We start from the raw sequence: 14925 nt of genomic DNA, 5'->3' as shown, positions 1-14925 counted from the left end.
GGAAAAGCGATGCGAAAAAACATCAGATGGAGTCAAAAGATGATTGATTATTTAAAGTCGGAATCAGCAGGTAAAACGTTAAAAGAGCTACAAAAATCATTAAAACTTGAGTTTGACATTGATCTGACAACGAAACAAATAGAAAGTGCTAAATACAGACACAATATTAAGAGCTACAAAAAAAGAGGTCAGTACAAGCAAATTTTTGATGAAGAAGTCCAAGCTTTTATTCTCCGGAATTACAAAGGGATAAGGAAGATTGATATGCTGGCACAATTAAAAAAAGAGTTTTGCCAGGAATTTACACCTGCTCAATTGGAGAATTTTTATAGCCATAGAAACATAGTCAGCGGTGTAGATATGAGATATAAATCAGGCGAAGAACACCCTAATTATTTGTTGATCGGAAGCGAACGAACAGATTGCAAAAAAAGGAAATGGATAAAAGTTATTCGTGATAATAAAAGCAAGTGGATGAAAAAAAGTCATGTGGTTTGGGAAGAAAAAAATGGGGAAATTCCCACTGGATTCGCTTTGAAATATCTTGACGGGGATGAAACGAATTGGAAGTTAGAAAACCTAGTATTGCTAGACGTAAATACTAGTAATTCGTTAGCAACTCAGCAATTAAGCACTGACATTGAACTTAATAGAGTTATTATCAATGTGGCAAGATTGAAGGTTTTAATCAACAAAAGAACGAACAAGCGGAAGGATTATGCAACGAAGGAGGAACAGGGATGAAGTATAAATGCGTTATTCCATTTTTCGTAGATCGTTACGAATCAGAAGAACGCGATGATGAACCTACTGAGCAAATGGAAATTGAAAAAGATAGTATCTGGGAAAGAAGAGACAACCCAAGCGACTATGATGTCATGCTCGATAATGTTGAGGATGGCGATTGGTTAGGGATTCCGGCCGAACGATTTAAAGATTGTTTCGAGCTGTGCGGACAGGAGGACTGACAATGACAGAACAGAAAGAAAAACTGAAATCAGTAAGAGATAACCTCGAAGAGTTACTAAGGGCACCTCACTCAGATATGTATGATCCTGACGAAATCATTGAAAACTGTGTATCTATTCTTGATGAAGTGTTAGGGAATCAGCAAACTTTCAAGGTCTGGGAGTATTACATCACGCCAGATCAGCGCATTTATAAAATCCGTGGATACAGTCAAGATAGAGAACTTTACACTGTTGACTGTTTCGATCAGAAAAAGAAGGTTTTCGGAACTGCGCACGTTTGGCATAAAGATTATTTTGGAAAAGACAGACAAGCCACCGCCGAAGAAATCGGACTCTTCAAACGTGCAGAGCATTTTCACAGCAAAAACCGCAAGTACAGTGAATTCAAAAACGGAGATATCGTTCAAAATAAAAAGACTGGCAAAATCGGATACGCTCAGCATGTGGATGAAGACGGCGATGTAGTTGTCGTTTATAAATCCGATAAAGTATTAAACACTTCAAATTACAAATGTACAGGTGCGTTGTATCTTGTTTTAATCATGACAGCTGAAGAACTTGAAGCAGCACAGGAGGTAAGAGAGTGACAATACACCTGCTGGGTATCGTTATTGCTTTATTTGCGATAAATACAAATATCAGAGATTGCAGTGACAATCTTAAAAAAATTGCTAAAGAGTTAGAAAAGAACCGCAAAGGATTTTAACTAATCGAAAGGAGCGGAGTGCGCGCGCACAACAAAGCTTTGACTCCTTTGTGAATATATGAAACGAATATTAAATTATCCAGGCTCGAAGTGGCGGCTTGCAGATATCATCATAGAGAACATTCCAGGTCACACGACATATTTAGAACCGTTTTTCGGATCCGGCGCCGTTTTCTTTTCAAAGGATCCGTCACAGATTGAAACGATCAACGATTTGAATGAACGTGTATATAACTTTTTCAAAGTTTGTAGGGATCAACCAGAGAAACTGGCGAAGCTAGCTTACTTAACACCGCACAGCAGACAGGAACAGCAAACAAGCAATCAAGAGGCTTCAGACCCGATAGAGAATGCCAGAAAATTTCTTGTCCAGTCTTGGCAGACACAGGGTGGAGTTCAACGATATAAAAGCGGATGGCGTTCAAATATAGACAAAATCGGAGGTAAGTTACATGAGTGGAACGAAATACCTGAAAGGGTAATGGAAGCAGCCGCCCGCCTCAAACACGCACAGATAGAAAATCAAGATGCAGTTAAGCTGCTGCAGCGATACAGCAGAAAAGATGTATTCGCTTATGTCGATCCACCGTATCTGTTATCAACCCGCAAAGGCAGATACTATGAAACAGACATGAAAGACGATCAGCAACCGGAACTGTTAGAAGTGCTGAAGAAATTCAAAGGAAAATTCATCCTGTCCGGATATGATAATGAACTGTATGACGAGATCCTGAACGATTGTTACAAAGTCTATATCAATGCTCAAGCAGAATCCGGCCAGAGCAGAACTGAAGTCTTATGGATGAACTACGAGTCTTCGGGTCAAATGACATTACTGTAAAAGGAGTTACTATGAAAAAAATAAAAAAATTTATGTATTTTCTAAAATATAAGGATGATTTGATCATCAATGCATTTGTTCAAATGTTTGTATCAATATCATTTATATTTTTGTTAGTCCTTTTGACTGCAGTTGTAGCAAATGTTGATTGGGCAGCTTCTATCGTTGAAAAAGTATTCAACATCGGAGTGGTTTTGTTAGGTGTTGCAGTGTTTCTGCTATTGATTTTCGGACCCGTAAAAATTTTTATCTATTTTATAGAATGGAAAAAGGCAAACAAATGACATTACTATAATTCTGCGTATATTACTGGAAGGAGTGTGACGGAATGAACTGTAAATATTGTGAAGTCAAAGAAACGGAGTTGGGAAATGCCTGTCTAGGGAAAATAATAGTGGAGTCTGGCTATGAAGAAGCTGCTATAGATGTTAAGAGTAAAGAATTAGTGATTATGGGTGATGACGTCGAACGAGCTAAAATCAATTACTGTCCAATGCGTGGAAAGAAATTCAAAAGAGAACGCACAGCTTTAGATGACATTCTAGACGAACTTAACTCAGACGGTGATGAACAATGAGCTTCGAAGTCTTAACAGCTCTGCTCATTACATTAATAGCAGCAGAGTTTATCTATGTAGCTTTTAAAGATTATAAAGATAAGGAGAGATAAAAATGAGTAAACTTTCAAAAATAGCAGTATTAGCCATTGAAGCATTAGGCGATGAATTAAGCCAAACGATCGCATTAGAAAAAATATTAAGAATTTGCACTGACAAGCCGAATATGGAGTCAGCCAAGAAAGCAGCTCTTGATATGCGTGTGGAAGAAAAGAACCTAGCTACTGTCAAAGATTTTAATATGAGTCACTATAAAGCGAAGTATGGATATTACGAAAGCTATTCAAAATTTGAATTAGCTTTAGATTACTTTCAAATGTCGAACGATCTCTTTTTTGAAAAATACAAATTCAATTTTGTTCCGAAAGGGGAATTGTACAAAGAAGTGAAAAAACTTTTAGAAGAAAGGGTAATCAAACAAGCTGCTTCACAGATGATTTCAGCAACAATAGGATCAGCAACTTCATCAGGAATTGACGCAAAGAATCATGAACTCAATTCATTATTTGCGAAAGAGATCAAGCGAACATTTAGAAGTGGCGTTTAAATAAAAGAGAGGGGGATTTGAAAGGAAAAGAGGTGATAGCCATTGGCAGCTATTTTGGCAGCTATTGATGAAATCAACAGTTTAGTTGAAAAATATGATTTTCCTTTAGAAATTCTAACTGATGTTAATTATCGCTTGCAGTGCTGTAAAGAAGAACCGTATATTAAACAACAACTAAGATACCTGAAAAACTTAGTTGATTCTGGATTAGTAACTGAGAAATAAAAAAAGCCGAGATTCCTCCCAGCCCGACAGCTAAATTATAACACAATAGGAGGAATCAAGGAGCATGGTCTTATTTGATGTTAGCAAATATGAAACTCCAGATCCAAAAGACGTCAATCTTGATCGGACAAAATACAACGTAGGGGTGTTTCTAAAAGCGTATCTTGCAGCAAGATCACGCTATGGTCAGCCACGGGAACCAAAAATAACCTCAAGTTTTTCTTTGGTTCCTCCTGCTACCAGCATTGGAAATAATGCCGAGGCTGAACAGATATTGATTGAGAACGAGGAAGCAAAGGAGAATTTCGAGAATCTCCACAATCTTTTCATCATGGGCTATTCTGCTATTCAGCATCCATTCAAGCCAGATATTTGCGAAAGGCGTAAGCGGGTTTTCTACGATCGTTACATAAAAGGAGATGCCGTCTATATGTGTGCTCAGCGGCTGAATGTGAGTGAGGATCTAGTGTCACAGGATGCTGCATTGGCTATCATACAGTTCGCTGATGCACTCGATCTTGTAGAATTCCGTTAGAAATCGGTTTTTTATCGGGTTCTAGTACGGAAAATATCCAGTAAATGTACTGATTAGGTTCGGTAATTTGATGTTATTATGATAGTGTCGAAAAATAGACAGAGGAGAATCATCTATGATTGCAAAAGTAAAATTAGCTTGGAATCGTCGGCAATATACGGAACCTGAGTTAAATTGCGAGATCGTTGAAAAAGATCGAGAATATACAACGTTTAAACGACCAAAAACATTGTTGGAAAATCCTAGACAAAGAAAATATACTGAATTCAGAGTGGCTAATTACTTATTACCACTCTATTTTTATACGGAGGAATCATAATGGAAATAGCAAAAATGAAATTATCAGAACTGAAACCGGCAGAATATAATCCTAGAATTAATCTGGAACCTGGAATGGAAGAATATGAAAGTTTAAAACGATCATTAGAAGAGTTTGGGTTTGTCGATCCACCAATTTTCAATAAACAAACTGGAAACTTAGTCGGTGGTCATCAACGTGTAGCTGTAGCTCAACAAATTTGTCTCTGTGACCAGATAGAGGTATCTGTTGTAGATTTGCCTATCGAGAAAGAAAAGACGCTTAATTTAGCTCTCAATAAGATTGAGGGTAAATGGGAAAATGTTAAATTGGCAAAACTAATATCAGAGTTAGATACTGAACTTTTGACTTTGACAGGTTTTTCAGAGTTTGAAATCGAAGAGCTACTATCATTGTTTTCAAATGAGGAAATACAGATTGAAGAACTATATGAAGATTTAAATGTAGAAACCCCTAAAGAAACTGCAGAAAGAATGTCGTGGGGCGAAACTAGTATTAAGATTACCAGAGAAGATGTTTCAACAATGGATAGAAGTTACAAGAAGTTCAATGAAGCAGAATCAAATCTTACTTTTGTTGAATGGCTGGTAAATACACTATGAAGCTTATGTTAGCAAGTTTCGATAATGGAAGTGTCGCAGATTGGGAGTTAGTAAATATGAGCAAATATGTACTTTGTTCTTTTTTTTATCTTAAAAATATTGAGAAACGCCCTGAATTACTTAAGCTAATTCTTGAAAGGAATGAATCTGGAGATTTTTTGCTTGATAGTGGAGCTTTTACACTTTTTTCAAGTAAGTCGAAAAGCATAGATTTTGAAACATATTTAGACTCTTACATTGCTTTTATTAATAAACATGATATTAAATATTTTATCGAACTAGATATTGATTCTGTTGTAGGTTATGAGAAGGTCCTTGATTATAGAGAACGTCTTGAAAAAGAAACGGGAAAGAAATGTGTTCCAGTTTGGCATAAATCAAGAGGGATAGAAGCCTACAAAGAAATTGTATCTCATTATGACTATATCTGTATCGGCGGTTTAGGAAATAGAGAAATCAAGCAAAGTGAATATGACAAAGTAAAAAATATGGTCAAGTACGCTAACCAAAGAGACACCAAGGTCCACGGATTAGCTTTTACGAGGCAAGATGCTTATCAGTACGGTTTTTATAGTGTTGATTCGTCCACTTGGACTGGTGGCGAGAGATTTGGAAAACGCGCCATTTTTGATGGTGAAAAAATGATTTCTAAGGAAAAGCCTAAAAGCAAAAGAGGAATTAGAAAAAATCTTCATACAAACAATTTAAAAGAATGGATAAGATATCAACATTTTATCGATGCGAAAGGAAGAAACACATGAAGAAACAGAAAAATATTGCAATCAATGGAATAATAGCAGCGTTGTATGTTGTGATAAATACAGTGCTAGGTGCAGCAAGTTTTGGAGCAATTCAACTACGATTATCAAACACACTTTATCAGCTAGTAGCATTTAATAAAAAATACTACTTTGGAATTATTTTAGGAGTGTTTATCGCAAATATGTTTAGTCCACTTGGCTGGTATGATTTGGTATTTGGAGTAGGGACATCTATTTTAGGTTTAGGAGCTGCAATTTTTATAAATAAAAATATTAAAAATCAATTCATAAAGCAACTTGTCGTAGCAATCTCAGCTACTTTTTTTACTTTCTTAGTTGCGATTGAGTTAAACCTTGTTCTTAATTTACCATTTTTAATGACATGGTTCACTGTAGCTTTAGGACAGTTAGGATCACAAATTCTTGGAATAATCTTGATGAAAGTAATTTCTAAACGTTATGACTTAACCAAATAAAAAGAGGCTGATGCGCTAACACCAGCCCTTTCTACAAAGTGCGAAGCACCCCGAAGACACTGAGAACTACCTCGCGAGGTTTTGACAACTCAGTGTCTTTCACTATTTAAACATAGCGGGAGGCGTTTCACAAATGAAAAGCAATAATGACGAATTTCAGTTTATAGATGACCAAGCAAAACAGTTGAAATATGAAATCGAGAAGGCATTGGAAAAAGCTGAATCAATCGATGAATACAAGAAGATTATTCGTGTTGCGTTAGGCCAATGGCTGAAAAATCTAAAAGCTGGAGATATAAAGTTAAACAGCATTTCAGATTTAAAAGTTTTGATCGAAGCGGATTTGATGTTGAAAGAAATTGAAAAATAAATAACTTAGGATAAAAGAAGATAACTGAAACAAAACTCAAAATCTATGATCGTGAGGTGGTGTAGTAATGAATGGCTAGAAAAAGAGACCCACGTCGTGATGAAGCACTGAAAATATTTATAGAACGTAACGGAGAGATAAGCAATCGAAAGCTTGCCTCTCTTTTGGATGTTCCGGAAAAAACTATTTCGGCGTGGAAATCACGAGATAAATGGAATGAAGTACTACGAAACGACAATTGCAGTACTTCAAATGATGAATGTAGTACTACAAAAAAAGTCGGGGCTCCTCCAGGCAACCAAAATGCTAAAGGAAATAAGGGGAATAGCCGGGCTTCTCCACCAATCGGGAATAAAAATGCTGTGAAAACGGGAGAGCATGAAACCATATTCTTTGATATGTTGTCAGAAGATGAGAGGAACATTTACTCAACTATGAGTGATGATCCTTTTTTTGTTTTGTCTGAAGAAATTAAGATTCTAAAAATCAGACAGCGACGAATGATGAAACGCATTAGCGATGCAGAGAAGGGACTCAATCAAAAAGAGCAACAAATCTTGTATGAACTTCGTGATCGTAGAGAGGTTGTCGAGGGAAAAGGTAAGCAAGTTGAAATCTCTATTCCTGAACTCCAAATGACAGAAATGAAAGAGAAGACTTTCAGGAAAATTAACGACATTCTTTCTATCGAAGAGGCTTTGACTCGTATTAGTAATCAGTTGACACGATCAGTTAAACAACTGCAGGAAGCTTTGTTATATGAAAATAGAAATGAACTCATGAATCAACAAATAGGTAAGTTGAAAGCTGAAATTGAGGAACTAAAGGGTTCTAGCGCTGGAAATGAAGATGCAACTGATTGGAAGACAGCTGTATTAGAAGCTGCAAACAGGAGAGTGAATTCATATGAATGAAATTACTCCTTTTTCAGATTTGGCAGATGCTATCGAATATTATCGAACCGACCCGGTTGCTTTCTTTGAAGATATCCTTCTAATGGAACCTGACGACTGGCAAAAAGAAGTATTGTTGGACTTAGCCAAGCATCCAAGAATTTCAGTTCGATCGGGTCAAGGTGTCGGAAAAACAGCATTAGAAGCTGGGGCAATCATATGGTTTTTAACATGTTTTCCTTATGCGAAAGTGGTAGCAACCGCACCAACAATGCAACAGCTATATGATGTGCTGTGGGCTGAGATTGCTAAATGGTTAGACCACAGCTTGATCAAAAATGTCCTCAAGTGGACTAAAACTAAAATTTACATGGTTGGTGATGAAAAACGGTGGTTTGCTACTGCAAAGACAGCTACTAAACCTGAGAATATGCAGGGATTTCATGAAGATAACATGCTCTTTGTTGTTGATGAGGCTTCTGGTGTAGCAGATCCAATTATGGAAGCAATCTTGGGTACTTTATCCGGAGGGAATAATAAACTGCTGATGTGCGGCAATCCGAACCGGATCGAAGGTGTGTTTCATGATTCTCACACAGTTGACCGCGAAAAATACAAATGTCACAAAGTCTCAAGCTATGACAGCAAGCGAACAAATCAAGACAACATCGACATGCTGATTAATAAATATGGCAAGGATAGTGATGTAGTACGTGTTCGAATCTATGGTGAGTTTCCTAAAGGTGCTTTGGATTCGTTTATCAGTTTGGAAATTGTTGAACTTGCTTCTGGAAAGAAACTGAAGGACCACCAAATTAAAAATGTAAAAACAGCTCATATCGGTGTCGATGTTGCCAGATTTGGGGATGACCTAACAATACTCTTTCCACGACTTGCTATGAAGGCACTGGAATATGAAAAGTATTCCAAACAAGACACGATGAAAACAACTGGCTATGTAATAAAGATGGCAAAAGATTTGATGAGTAAATACCCGACTCTTTCTAAGATAATCATTAAGGTTGATGATACTGGAGTTGGCGGAGGTGTTACTGACCGCTTGTCAGAAATTGTAGAAGACGAAAAACTGCCTTTTGAAATCATACCTGTAAATAACGGTTCCAGTGCCACAGATGATTATTACGATAATTTGGGTACTCAAATATGGGGAAACGTTAAAGAATTGCTGGAAGAGAACATGACTAGTAATTTAAATGGCGGTGAGCCAATCATTGAGCTACCGAACAACAGTGCACTAATAAAAGAACTGAGCACTCGGAAATTTAAGTTAACGAGTCGAGGTAAGATCCGACTTGAAAGTAAAGATGACATGAAAAAGAGAAATGTAGGAAGCCCGGATATCGCAGATGCATTGACACTTGCCTTTTACGAGCCTCCGAGCAGAATAGCTAAGATTACAAATCGTCCGTCTTGGCTGAATTAGAAAGGAGTGGAGCAATGGCTATAGCTATTGATAGAGAACTAGCTGGAGATATCAATAATCCAAGTTTTGAAGTAATTAATTTTTGTATTGAGGAACACGAGAAAGAAATCCCTCGTTTGAAAATGCTGTTTGATTACTACGAAGGGAACCCGCATAAATTAAATGAAGAACCGCAAACCACTCCACACGAAAGAGGGGAGGTATTCGTAAATAATGCAAAGTACGTTACAGACATGATGATTGGTTTTATTGTAGGGTCGCCGATTTCTTATACAGCAGCAAAAGGTAAAGAAATACAGCCCATCTTAGATGTTTTGGAAAAAATGAGAATAAAGAAGCATGATAAAGAACTCGAAAAAGGTCTGTCAACAATGGGCGTAGGGTTGGAATTGCACTATCTGTCTCTTAAATCAGGAACGAATGAAACTGTGCCGAAAATATCTTGGATCGATCCTCGAGGCATGTTTTTAGTGGTAGATGATACGATTGAACGTGCAAAGCTTTTTGCTGTTCGAATGATTGAAAAAAGGGATCTTAAAAGAGAAAAGTTTTGGGAAATCTCTGTATACACTGAAAAAGGGGTAATTACTTATTTATCTAGGACAAAAAAATTATCTCAGAATAATATGATCAAACAGCCGAAATTCAAAGAACATTTTTATCAAGCTGTTCCAGTTGTTGAATTTAGAAATAACGAAGAAAAACAAGGTGATTACGAGCAGCAGCTCTCTCAGATTGATAAATACAATCTTTTACAAACCGATCGCATTAAGGACAAGGAGAATTTTGTTAAAGCGATTATGTTCCTCTATGGATTTGGCTTGCCTGAGGAAGAACCAGAAAAAGTGAATGGTCAGTATGTAATTCAAGCTCCTGCCAAAGAGCATGGAACAGGTGCTGAGTATGTGACTAATACGTTTCAGGAATCTGAGGTCCAAACTTTAGCAGATTCACTACTGGATGATTTTCATAAAACGACCTATGTTCCAAATTTAAACGATGAACAATTTGCGGGTAACATATCGGGTAGACTTTGCCCCTTTTGCTAGAAATAGCTTAATGATAATCGGGTTAAAATTGGAAAGCTAAACTGTTATTTATATAACCTATTCAACGTCATATATGTTATAATGGTGTTGGAGGTGTGCATGATGAAATATGGTAGATTAACTGTACTAGAAATGTATTCAAAGAAAGAACCAAGTAAAAAAGCTATTATGTATGCTTGGGTAAAATGTGATTGTGGTAATGAAAAAGAAGTAAGGATGAATAGCCTTAAAACAGGAAATACTAAATCATGCGGATGTTTAAACAGAGAAACTTTAGTTAAACGAAACACGAAACACGGATTGAGGTTTCATCCCGCTTATGACACTTATAATGGAATGATGGCAAGATGTTACAATCCTAAAAAAAGTGCTTACAATCATTATGGTGGTAGAGGTATTGAAGTAGAAGATGAGTGGCATGATATAAATAATTTTTTATCATGGTGTGAAGATAACGGTTTTAAACCAGAACTTCAGTTGGACAGAATTGATAACAACAAAAATTATGGTCCTGATAACTGTAGATTCGTAACGCCTGCTATTAATCTAAGGAATACAAGAAGAAATGTAATTGTAAACGGTATTGCATTGCGAGAGTACCTAGATAAAATAGGCTTAAAACATGATATAAGCTTCCCTACTTTAAGGTATAGATATTACACAATTAAAAAAGAAGGTCTTGAACCTTCCGAATACAATCTGGTTCATCATGAACGTTGGTTAAAGAAAACAACAAGCTAATCAATTACCACTCCGAATGTGAAAACATCGGAAGGTTTAACGACTAGATAAAGTATCCTAAGCAAAGCAATCATGATCGATTGCTTTTTTGTATGGAAAAATATCCAAGAAATCCGACACCTAAACATGTAATGATGTAGGTGATGAGATAGTCTGACCTAGGTATGAAAAGACATACCGTAATGCGAGGAAACTCCTAGAAGCAGAGGATAAAGAGCCTTTGCGATAACAGTGGTGGAAGCCATGAAATATAAGCTATTTGGATTGCTGCTTGTTTTAGCCATAAAAATCGGGTATTTAGAAGACGGCATTATTCAACGGTTAGAGCTATTGCAAAACATTTTAACGGTAAAAGGTCACAAGGTGGATGTAGAAGGCACTATGATACGTTTTAAACCTTATCTGCCTATAAATAGATCGGATATCATCAACCAAATTAAAGAATCACAAGAGTTTATACCTTTGTTAATTAGTTTAGGATGGCTTGATGATATTGATAATCCGGAAGAAGTGATGGAGATGCTAAAGAAACAGAAAGAAGCAGAAATTCAACTAAATAGAAAAGCTTATGGGATAGCTGCAGAAGGCAGTCATTCTAATGTAGATGACCCGTTAGGAGAAGATGGAGAAAATGATTAAAGCAAAATTTAAAGCAGAAAAGGAGCAGTTTATTTCTTATCAGTTAACTGGTCATGCAAACCATAGCGAACATGGAACAGATATTGTATGTTCAGCTGTTTCAGCTTTGTTTGTAACGATCTCAAACATGCTTATGCTGCGAAATGGAGTTAATCAAATAGATAACCTCTTTATTGTGTCAGAAAACGAAGATGCTCAATTGTTAACCGAAACACTCTACCAAGGATTGCAACAAATTGCTGAACAATACCCCGATAACGTTAAGGTTATTACAGAATAAGAGGGCAGGATCATGGCTCAAAAAAAGTTATCCTACTGGAAAAAAAGAGCATTAAAACAAGAACAAGCTTCGCAAGTTAGGACAGATAATATCGAGCAAGTAATTACTAATGCTTATCTAAAAGCTCAGGACTATCTTACGTCGCAGGTAAAAAAGATTTTTAATCGAGTGAAAAATAAAAATAGTTTTGAAACAAGCGAATTTAAACGCATCTTGAACGAATCAGTTTCACCAAGTAGCTTAGTAGAATTACAAACAATAGCAAAAAAGATAGTTGATCCGGAATTACAACAATCAGCAAAACGAACTTTGAATGCTTTAGCAGCCAAAGGTAGAATCACTCGGTTAGATGATTTAAAAGGAAAAATGCATATTACGGTGAATCGGGTAGCTAATGTTCAGTTGAACAAAACTACTGATTTTTTTATTTCTGAAATTCATGAAGCTTACAACGACACTTTGGCAGAAGAATTTGTTCACGAGCTTAGTAATAAAGGCATAATCTTTGAAATTTGGAATAAAAATAGAACTTATGAGTTTAAAGAGCTTCCTATTCAAAAGACAAGAACCATATTAGAGTCCAGGTGGCTAGGTTCTAACTATTCTGAACGAATATGGGGAGACACTGAGGCTCTAGCCAAGCGATTAGAAGAGCTATTCACTGTTGAAGCTCTTTCTGGAATGTCTGAGTTCGAAATGGCAAAAGCTATCGCAAAAGAATTTGATCGTTCAATTAATGTCGCAAGGCGTTTGATTAGAACCGAAGCAAATTATATGGCCAATCAAGCAAAATTGAAGGCATGGGAATCACGAGGTGTAAAGCATTACAAGTTAGTAGTCGTGTTGGATCTCCGAACATCAAAAATATGTCAGAAAAAAAGTAGAGAAGACAAAGTCTATAAAGTTTCTGAAGCAGTAGTCAATGGAGAAAAAGGGAATTACCCGCCCTTCCATCCATGGTGCAGAACAGTCGTTATTGCTTATCACGGCGAAAGAACAACCAAAGGGATAAGAACTGCCAATGATCCAATATCAAATGAAACATTTACAATTAAGCAATCTGCTACTTATGATGGATGGATGAATATTCTCAAAAAGAGGTATTCGCAGGAAGAAATTGAAAAACAAAAGAAAAAGCTTAAAGCAGCATAAAATGATAGAAAGAAGGAATTAGGATGAATTTTGGACAAGCATTTGAACAAGTTAAAACAGGTAAAGGGATGAGACTGCCTCAGTGGGAGAAAGATGTTGTTATTAAAGCTCAGTTTCCTGATGAACACAGTAAAATGACAGCTCCTTATTTATACGTAGAAAGCCGCTTTGGTCGAGTTCCTTGGAGAGAAACAAATATTGAATTGTTCGCTGATGATTGGGAGGTAGTAGAATAATGAATTTCGAGAGAATATTACCATTAATTAAATCTGGAGAAAAAGCATTTCGATTAGGTTGGAATGGAAAAGGGATGTTCATTGTAATGCAAAAAGGATATCCGGAAGGTATACCATGCAATAAACAGACAGCTGAAGCTTGGAGTATGAAAGAAGGAGACTTATTCAAAGTGGCGCCTTATTTACAAATAAAGAATGCTGATAATTCTCATTCTATGTGGGTGCCAAGCATTGGAGATATTTTTGCAGATGATTGGGAGATTATTAGATAGCTATTGGTATATCATCCTATCTGTTAGCCCATTGCCTACTTGGGGCTTTAAATATTAAGTGAGACAACTAAAATCGTATGTGGGAATAAATTGAATAAGCAATATTTTAGCACTGTGTCTGGGAAATCTCGTGGATGGAGTGCTTTTTGTGATGTCGTTTATTTGTGCATGGGAAGAGGAGAGTAAGATTTATGAAAACTTTTGTTTTAAGTAAATGTAAAGATTATTTGGAATTAAACCTGCAACTATTTACTGATGGTAGCGGGGGGGACGGAGCCGGTGGAGAGCCAGGTGGTTCTGATGATGGTGCTGGAGAAGGTGAAATAAAGTTCTCTAGTCAATCTGAGCTAGATTCGTATATCGACAAGAAACTTGAGAAATCATTAACAACTGCTCGAAACAAATGGGATGTTGAAGCTCAGGAACGAATCAAAGAAGCTGAGCGAAAAGGGAAAATGACTGCTGAAGAACAAGCGAAATATGAGCTGGATAAAGAGAAGGAGCAACTGGCTAAAGAGCGTCAAGCTATTCAAAGAGATAGAGATGAAACATCTATTATCAAGCGACTGACAGATGATCAGTTACCAAGTTCTCTTTCCAAAACGCTTGCTCCTCTTTGTGGTGGCGATCCTGAACAATTGGAAGAAGCCTACAAAGAATTAAGCAAGTCTTTCCAAGAATCTGTTGAGGAGGCTGTAAACAAACGTCTGGCTCATTCTGCTGGTGCTCCTGGTTCGTTTAATAGCAGAACGGGCGGAAATGAAGTTGGTTCAACAGGTCAACGTTTGGCAAAACAAAATTTAAATCAACAAACAGAAAGTAAATTCTTTAATAATTAGGAGGAACTACAATGGCAAAGATGGGAACTGTTGTTACTAAAGGAGAGAACCGCAAACAGATTTTAGCAAATACAGTATTGTTTCAAGCTTTTGGTGCACAGATTAATGATACTGACATAACAGCTGATAGTAATGGTCGGAAAATTATTCCAGCTGGCACTCCTGTTGGAGGGGCGGATGATTTTTTAGATAATGAAATGGCTGAATTACAGATGACAACAAATATTGAAGAAATTCAAGGAGTATTGTTGTATGAAGTAGATGTTACAGCTGGTACTCAAAACGGAACAGTTTTGGTATTTGGTTTTGTAAATGAAAAGCGTTTAGCATCCAGTGTTGAAATTGATGACAACGTTAAAGCAGCTTTAGACGGAAAAATTACTTTCGTTAAGCGGAATGCATAGGAGGGAT

At 36.7% G+C, this 14925-nt stretch carries 25 protein-coding genes and 1 pseudogene; all 26 read left to right on the top strand.

The window, feature by feature from the left end; all coding sequences use genetic code 11:
* Positions 1-39: 39 nt before the first annotated feature.
* The 26 genes and pseudogenes from IW492_RS02810 to IW492_RS02690 all read left to right on the top strand — a co-directional run bounded on the left by IW492_RS02810 (position 40) and on the right by IW492_RS02690 (position 14918).
* Positions 40-744, top strand: coding sequence for an HNH endonuclease (locus IW492_RS02810; protein WP_202064910.1), 705 nt, complete (start codon positions 40-42; stop codon positions 742-744).
* A complete protein-coding gene (locus IW492_RS02805) occupies positions 741-968 on the top strand; it encodes a hypothetical protein (RefSeq protein WP_202064908.1) in 228 nt (75 codons plus the stop codon). Before IW492_RS02810 ends, IW492_RS02805 begins: the two co-directional genes overlap by 4 nt.
* Positions 969-970: 2 nt before the next feature.
* Entirely contained in the window at positions 971-1558 is a 588-nt protein-coding gene (locus tag IW492_RS02800; RefSeq protein ID WP_202064906.1) for a hypothetical protein, read from the top strand.
* Positions 1555-1677: a hypothetical protein gene (locus IW492_RS18280; protein ID WP_269160905.1), complete on the top strand. Its 123-nt coding sequence runs from the start codon at positions 1555-1557 to the stop codon at positions 1675-1677. The genes IW492_RS02800 and IW492_RS18280 overlap by 4 nt, the downstream gene beginning before the upstream one ends.
* A 58-nt stretch (positions 1678-1735) precedes the next feature.
* Complete coding sequence (locus IW492_RS02795) at positions 1736-2518, top strand: DNA adenine methylase (RefSeq protein ID WP_202064904.1); 783 nt, start codon at positions 1736-1738, stop codon at positions 2516-2518.
* Between the two features lie 11 nt (positions 2519-2529).
* Positions 2530-2802, top strand: coding sequence for a hypothetical protein (locus IW492_RS02790; protein ID WP_202064902.1), 273 nt, complete (start codon positions 2530-2532; stop codon positions 2800-2802).
* A 44-nt stretch (positions 2803-2846) separates the two neighbouring features.
* A complete protein-coding gene (locus IW492_RS02785; protein WP_202064901.1) occupies positions 2847-3095 on the top strand; it encodes a hypothetical protein in 249 nt (82 codons plus the stop codon).
* Between the two features lie 94 nt (positions 3096-3189).
* Positions 3190-3681, top strand: coding sequence for a hypothetical protein (locus IW492_RS02780; RefSeq protein WP_202064900.1), 492 nt, complete (start codon positions 3190-3192; stop codon positions 3679-3681).
* A gap of 51 nt (positions 3682-3732) precedes the next feature.
* On the top strand, positions 3733-3906 hold the full coding sequence (locus tag IW492_RS02775; protein WP_330927513.1) for a DUF6877 family protein: 174 nt from the start codon (positions 3733-3735) through the stop codon (positions 3904-3906).
* Positions 3907-3970: 64 nt separating this feature from the next.
* The gene (locus tag IW492_RS02770) at positions 3971-4441 is read left to right on the top strand and encodes an ArpU family transcriptional regulator (RefSeq protein ID WP_202064899.1); all 471 of its coding nucleotides are present in this window, start codon (positions 3971-3973) and stop codon (positions 4439-4441) included.
* A gap of 115 nt (positions 4442-4556) precedes the next feature.
* A complete protein-coding gene (locus IW492_RS02765) occupies positions 4557-4760 on the top strand; it encodes a hypothetical protein (protein ID WP_202064898.1) in 204 nt (67 codons plus the stop codon).
* Positions 4760-5152 (top strand): annotated as a pseudogene (locus IW492_RS02760) (DNA modification methylase); the annotation flags it as partial. The gene IW492_RS02765 and the pseudogene IW492_RS02760, both read left to right, overlap by 1 nt.
* 266 nt (positions 5153-5418) lie before the next feature.
* Positions 5419-6123, top strand: a complete 705-nt coding sequence (locus IW492_RS02755) for a hypothetical protein (protein WP_202064895.1) — start codon at positions 5419-5421, stop codon at positions 6121-6123.
* The gene (locus IW492_RS02750) at positions 6120-6599 is read left to right on the top strand and encodes a QueT transporter family protein (protein ID WP_202064892.1); all 480 of its coding nucleotides are present in this window, start codon (positions 6120-6122) and stop codon (positions 6597-6599) included. Before IW492_RS02755 ends, IW492_RS02750 begins: the two co-directional genes overlap by 4 nt.
* Before the next feature lie 133 nt (positions 6600-6732).
* On the top strand, positions 6733-6969 hold the full coding sequence (locus IW492_RS02745; RefSeq protein ID WP_202064890.1) for a hypothetical protein: 237 nt from the start codon (positions 6733-6735) through the stop codon (positions 6967-6969).
* Between the two features lie 71 nt (positions 6970-7040).
* A complete protein-coding gene (gene terS, locus IW492_RS02740; RefSeq protein ID WP_202064888.1) occupies positions 7041-7883 on the top strand; it encodes a phage terminase small subunit in 843 nt (280 codons plus the stop codon).
* Positions 7876-9306 (top strand): DEAD/DEAH box helicase family protein, encoded by a 1431-nt coding sequence (locus IW492_RS02735; protein ID WP_202064886.1) that lies wholly within the window; start codon positions 7876-7878, stop codon positions 9304-9306. The genes terS and IW492_RS02735 overlap by 8 nt, the downstream gene beginning before the upstream one ends.
* Before the next feature lie 14 nt (positions 9307-9320).
* Positions 9321-10355, top strand: coding sequence for a phage portal protein (locus IW492_RS02730; protein WP_202064883.1), 1035 nt, complete (start codon positions 9321-9323; stop codon positions 10353-10355).
* A gap of 102 nt (positions 10356-10457) precedes the next feature.
* The gene (locus IW492_RS02725) at positions 10458-11096 is read left to right on the top strand and encodes a hypothetical protein (protein ID WP_202064877.1); all 639 of its coding nucleotides are present in this window, start codon (positions 10458-10460) and stop codon (positions 11094-11096) included.
* A 243-nt stretch (positions 11097-11339) separates the two neighbouring features.
* Positions 11340-11735: a phage portal protein gene (locus IW492_RS02720; protein WP_236671750.1), complete on the top strand. Its 396-nt coding sequence runs from the start codon at positions 11340-11342 to the stop codon at positions 11733-11735.
* Complete coding sequence (locus IW492_RS02715; protein ID WP_202064876.1) at positions 11728-12015, top strand: ribosomal-processing cysteine protease Prp; 288 nt, start codon at positions 11728-11730, stop codon at positions 12013-12015. Before IW492_RS02720 ends, IW492_RS02715 begins: the two co-directional genes overlap by 8 nt.
* Positions 12016-12027: 12 nt before the next feature.
* On the top strand, positions 12028-13167 hold the full coding sequence (locus IW492_RS02710; RefSeq protein ID WP_202064875.1) for a minor capsid protein: 1140 nt from the start codon (positions 12028-12030) through the stop codon (positions 13165-13167).
* A 23-nt stretch (positions 13168-13190) separates the two neighbouring features.
* On the top strand, positions 13191-13403 hold the full coding sequence (locus IW492_RS02705; RefSeq protein ID WP_202064874.1) for a Thoeris anti-defense Tad2 family protein: 213 nt from the start codon (positions 13191-13193) through the stop codon (positions 13401-13403).
* Positions 13403-13675 (top strand): DUF2829 domain-containing protein, encoded by a 273-nt coding sequence (locus IW492_RS02700; RefSeq protein WP_202064872.1) that lies wholly within the window; start codon positions 13403-13405, stop codon positions 13673-13675. The genes IW492_RS02705 and IW492_RS02700 overlap by 1 nt, the downstream gene beginning before the upstream one ends.
* Positions 13676-13866: 191 nt before the next feature.
* Positions 13867-14514 carry a DUF4355 domain-containing protein gene (locus IW492_RS02695; RefSeq protein ID WP_202064870.1) on the top strand — a complete coding sequence of 216 codons (648 nt, stop codon included), beginning with the start codon at positions 13867-13869 and terminating at the stop codon, positions 14512-14514.
* A gap of 11 nt (positions 14515-14525) precedes the next feature.
* Positions 14526-14918, top strand: a complete 393-nt coding sequence (locus IW492_RS02690; protein ID WP_202064868.1) for a hypothetical protein — start codon at positions 14526-14528, stop codon at positions 14916-14918.
* Positions 14919-14925: the final 7 nt, after the last annotated feature.

The sequence above is a fragment of the Enterococcus sp. BWB1-3 genome (genome assembly GCF_016745275.1).
GTDB lineage: Bacteria > Bacillota > Bacilli > Lactobacillales > Enterococcaceae > Enterococcus_L.
The sequence above is the reverse complement of the archived record's forward strand: the minus strand, read 5'-3'. Positions and strand labels throughout refer to the sequence as shown.

What these genes read in the sequence shown, in the direction of transcription:
- IW492_RS02810 (WP_202064910.1), top strand. Translation starts at nt 40, where the DNA reads ATGATTGATTATTTAAAGTCGGAATCAGCAGGTAAAACGTTAAAAGAG.
- IW492_RS02805 (WP_202064908.1), top strand. Translation starts at nt 741, where the DNA reads ATGAAGTATAAATGCGTTATTCCATTTTTCGTAGATCGTTACGAATCA.
- IW492_RS02800 (WP_202064906.1), top strand. Translation starts at nt 971, where the DNA reads ATGACAGAACAGAAAGAAAAACTGAAATCAGTAAGAGATAACCTCGAA.
- IW492_RS02795 (WP_202064904.1), top strand. Translation starts at nt 1,736, where the DNA reads ATGAAACGAATATTAAATTATCCAGGCTCGAAGTGGCGGCTTGCAGAT.
- IW492_RS02790 (WP_202064902.1), top strand. Translation starts at nt 2,530, where the DNA reads ATGAAAAAAATAAAAAAATTTATGTATTTTCTAAAATATAAGGATGAT.
- IW492_RS02785 (WP_202064901.1), top strand. Translation starts at nt 2,847, where the DNA reads ATGAACTGTAAATATTGTGAAGTCAAAGAAACGGAGTTGGGAAATGCC.
- IW492_RS02780 (WP_202064900.1), top strand. Translation starts at nt 3,190, where the DNA reads ATGAGTAAACTTTCAAAAATAGCAGTATTAGCCATTGAAGCATTAGGC.
- IW492_RS02770 (WP_202064899.1), top strand. Translation starts at nt 3,971, where the DNA reads ATGGTCTTATTTGATGTTAGCAAATATGAAACTCCAGATCCAAAAGAC.
- IW492_RS02765 (WP_202064898.1), top strand. Translation starts at nt 4,557, where the DNA reads ATGATTGCAAAAGTAAAATTAGCTTGGAATCGTCGGCAATATACGGAA.
- IW492_RS02755 (WP_202064895.1), top strand. Translation starts at nt 5,419, where the DNA reads ATGAGCAAATATGTACTTTGTTCTTTTTTTTATCTTAAAAATATTGAG.
- IW492_RS02750 (WP_202064892.1), top strand. Translation starts at nt 6,120, where the DNA reads ATGAAGAAACAGAAAAATATTGCAATCAATGGAATAATAGCAGCGTTG.
- IW492_RS02745 (WP_202064890.1), top strand. Translation starts at nt 6,733, where the DNA reads ATGAAAAGCAATAATGACGAATTTCAGTTTATAGATGACCAAGCAAAA.
- terS (WP_202064888.1), top strand. Translation starts at nt 7,041, where the DNA reads ATGGCTAGAAAAAGAGACCCACGTCGTGATGAAGCACTGAAAATATTT.
- IW492_RS02735 (WP_202064886.1), top strand. Translation starts at nt 7,876, where the DNA reads ATGAATGAAATTACTCCTTTTTCAGATTTGGCAGATGCTATCGAATAT.
- IW492_RS02730 (WP_202064883.1), top strand. Translation starts at nt 9,321, where the DNA reads ATGGCTATAGCTATTGATAGAGAACTAGCTGGAGATATCAATAATCCA.
- IW492_RS02725 (WP_202064877.1), top strand. Translation starts at nt 10,458, where the DNA reads ATGAAATATGGTAGATTAACTGTACTAGAAATGTATTCAAAGAAAGAA.
- IW492_RS02720 (WP_236671750.1), top strand. Translation starts at nt 11,340, where the DNA reads ATGAAATATAAGCTATTTGGATTGCTGCTTGTTTTAGCCATAAAAATC.
- IW492_RS02715 (WP_202064876.1), top strand. Translation starts at nt 11,728, where the DNA reads ATGATTAAAGCAAAATTTAAAGCAGAAAAGGAGCAGTTTATTTCTTAT.
- IW492_RS02710 (WP_202064875.1), top strand. Translation starts at nt 12,028, where the DNA reads ATGGCTCAAAAAAAGTTATCCTACTGGAAAAAAAGAGCATTAAAACAA.
- IW492_RS02705 (WP_202064874.1), top strand. Translation starts at nt 13,191, where the DNA reads ATGAATTTTGGACAAGCATTTGAACAAGTTAAAACAGGTAAAGGGATG.
- IW492_RS02700 (WP_202064872.1), top strand. Translation starts at nt 13,403, where the DNA reads ATGAATTTCGAGAGAATATTACCATTAATTAAATCTGGAGAAAAAGCA.
- IW492_RS02695 (WP_202064870.1), top strand. Translation starts at nt 13,867, where the DNA reads ATGAAAACTTTTGTTTTAAGTAAATGTAAAGATTATTTGGAATTAAAC.
- IW492_RS02690 (WP_202064868.1), top strand. Translation starts at nt 14,526, where the DNA reads ATGGCAAAGATGGGAACTGTTGTTACTAAAGGAGAGAACCGCAAACAG.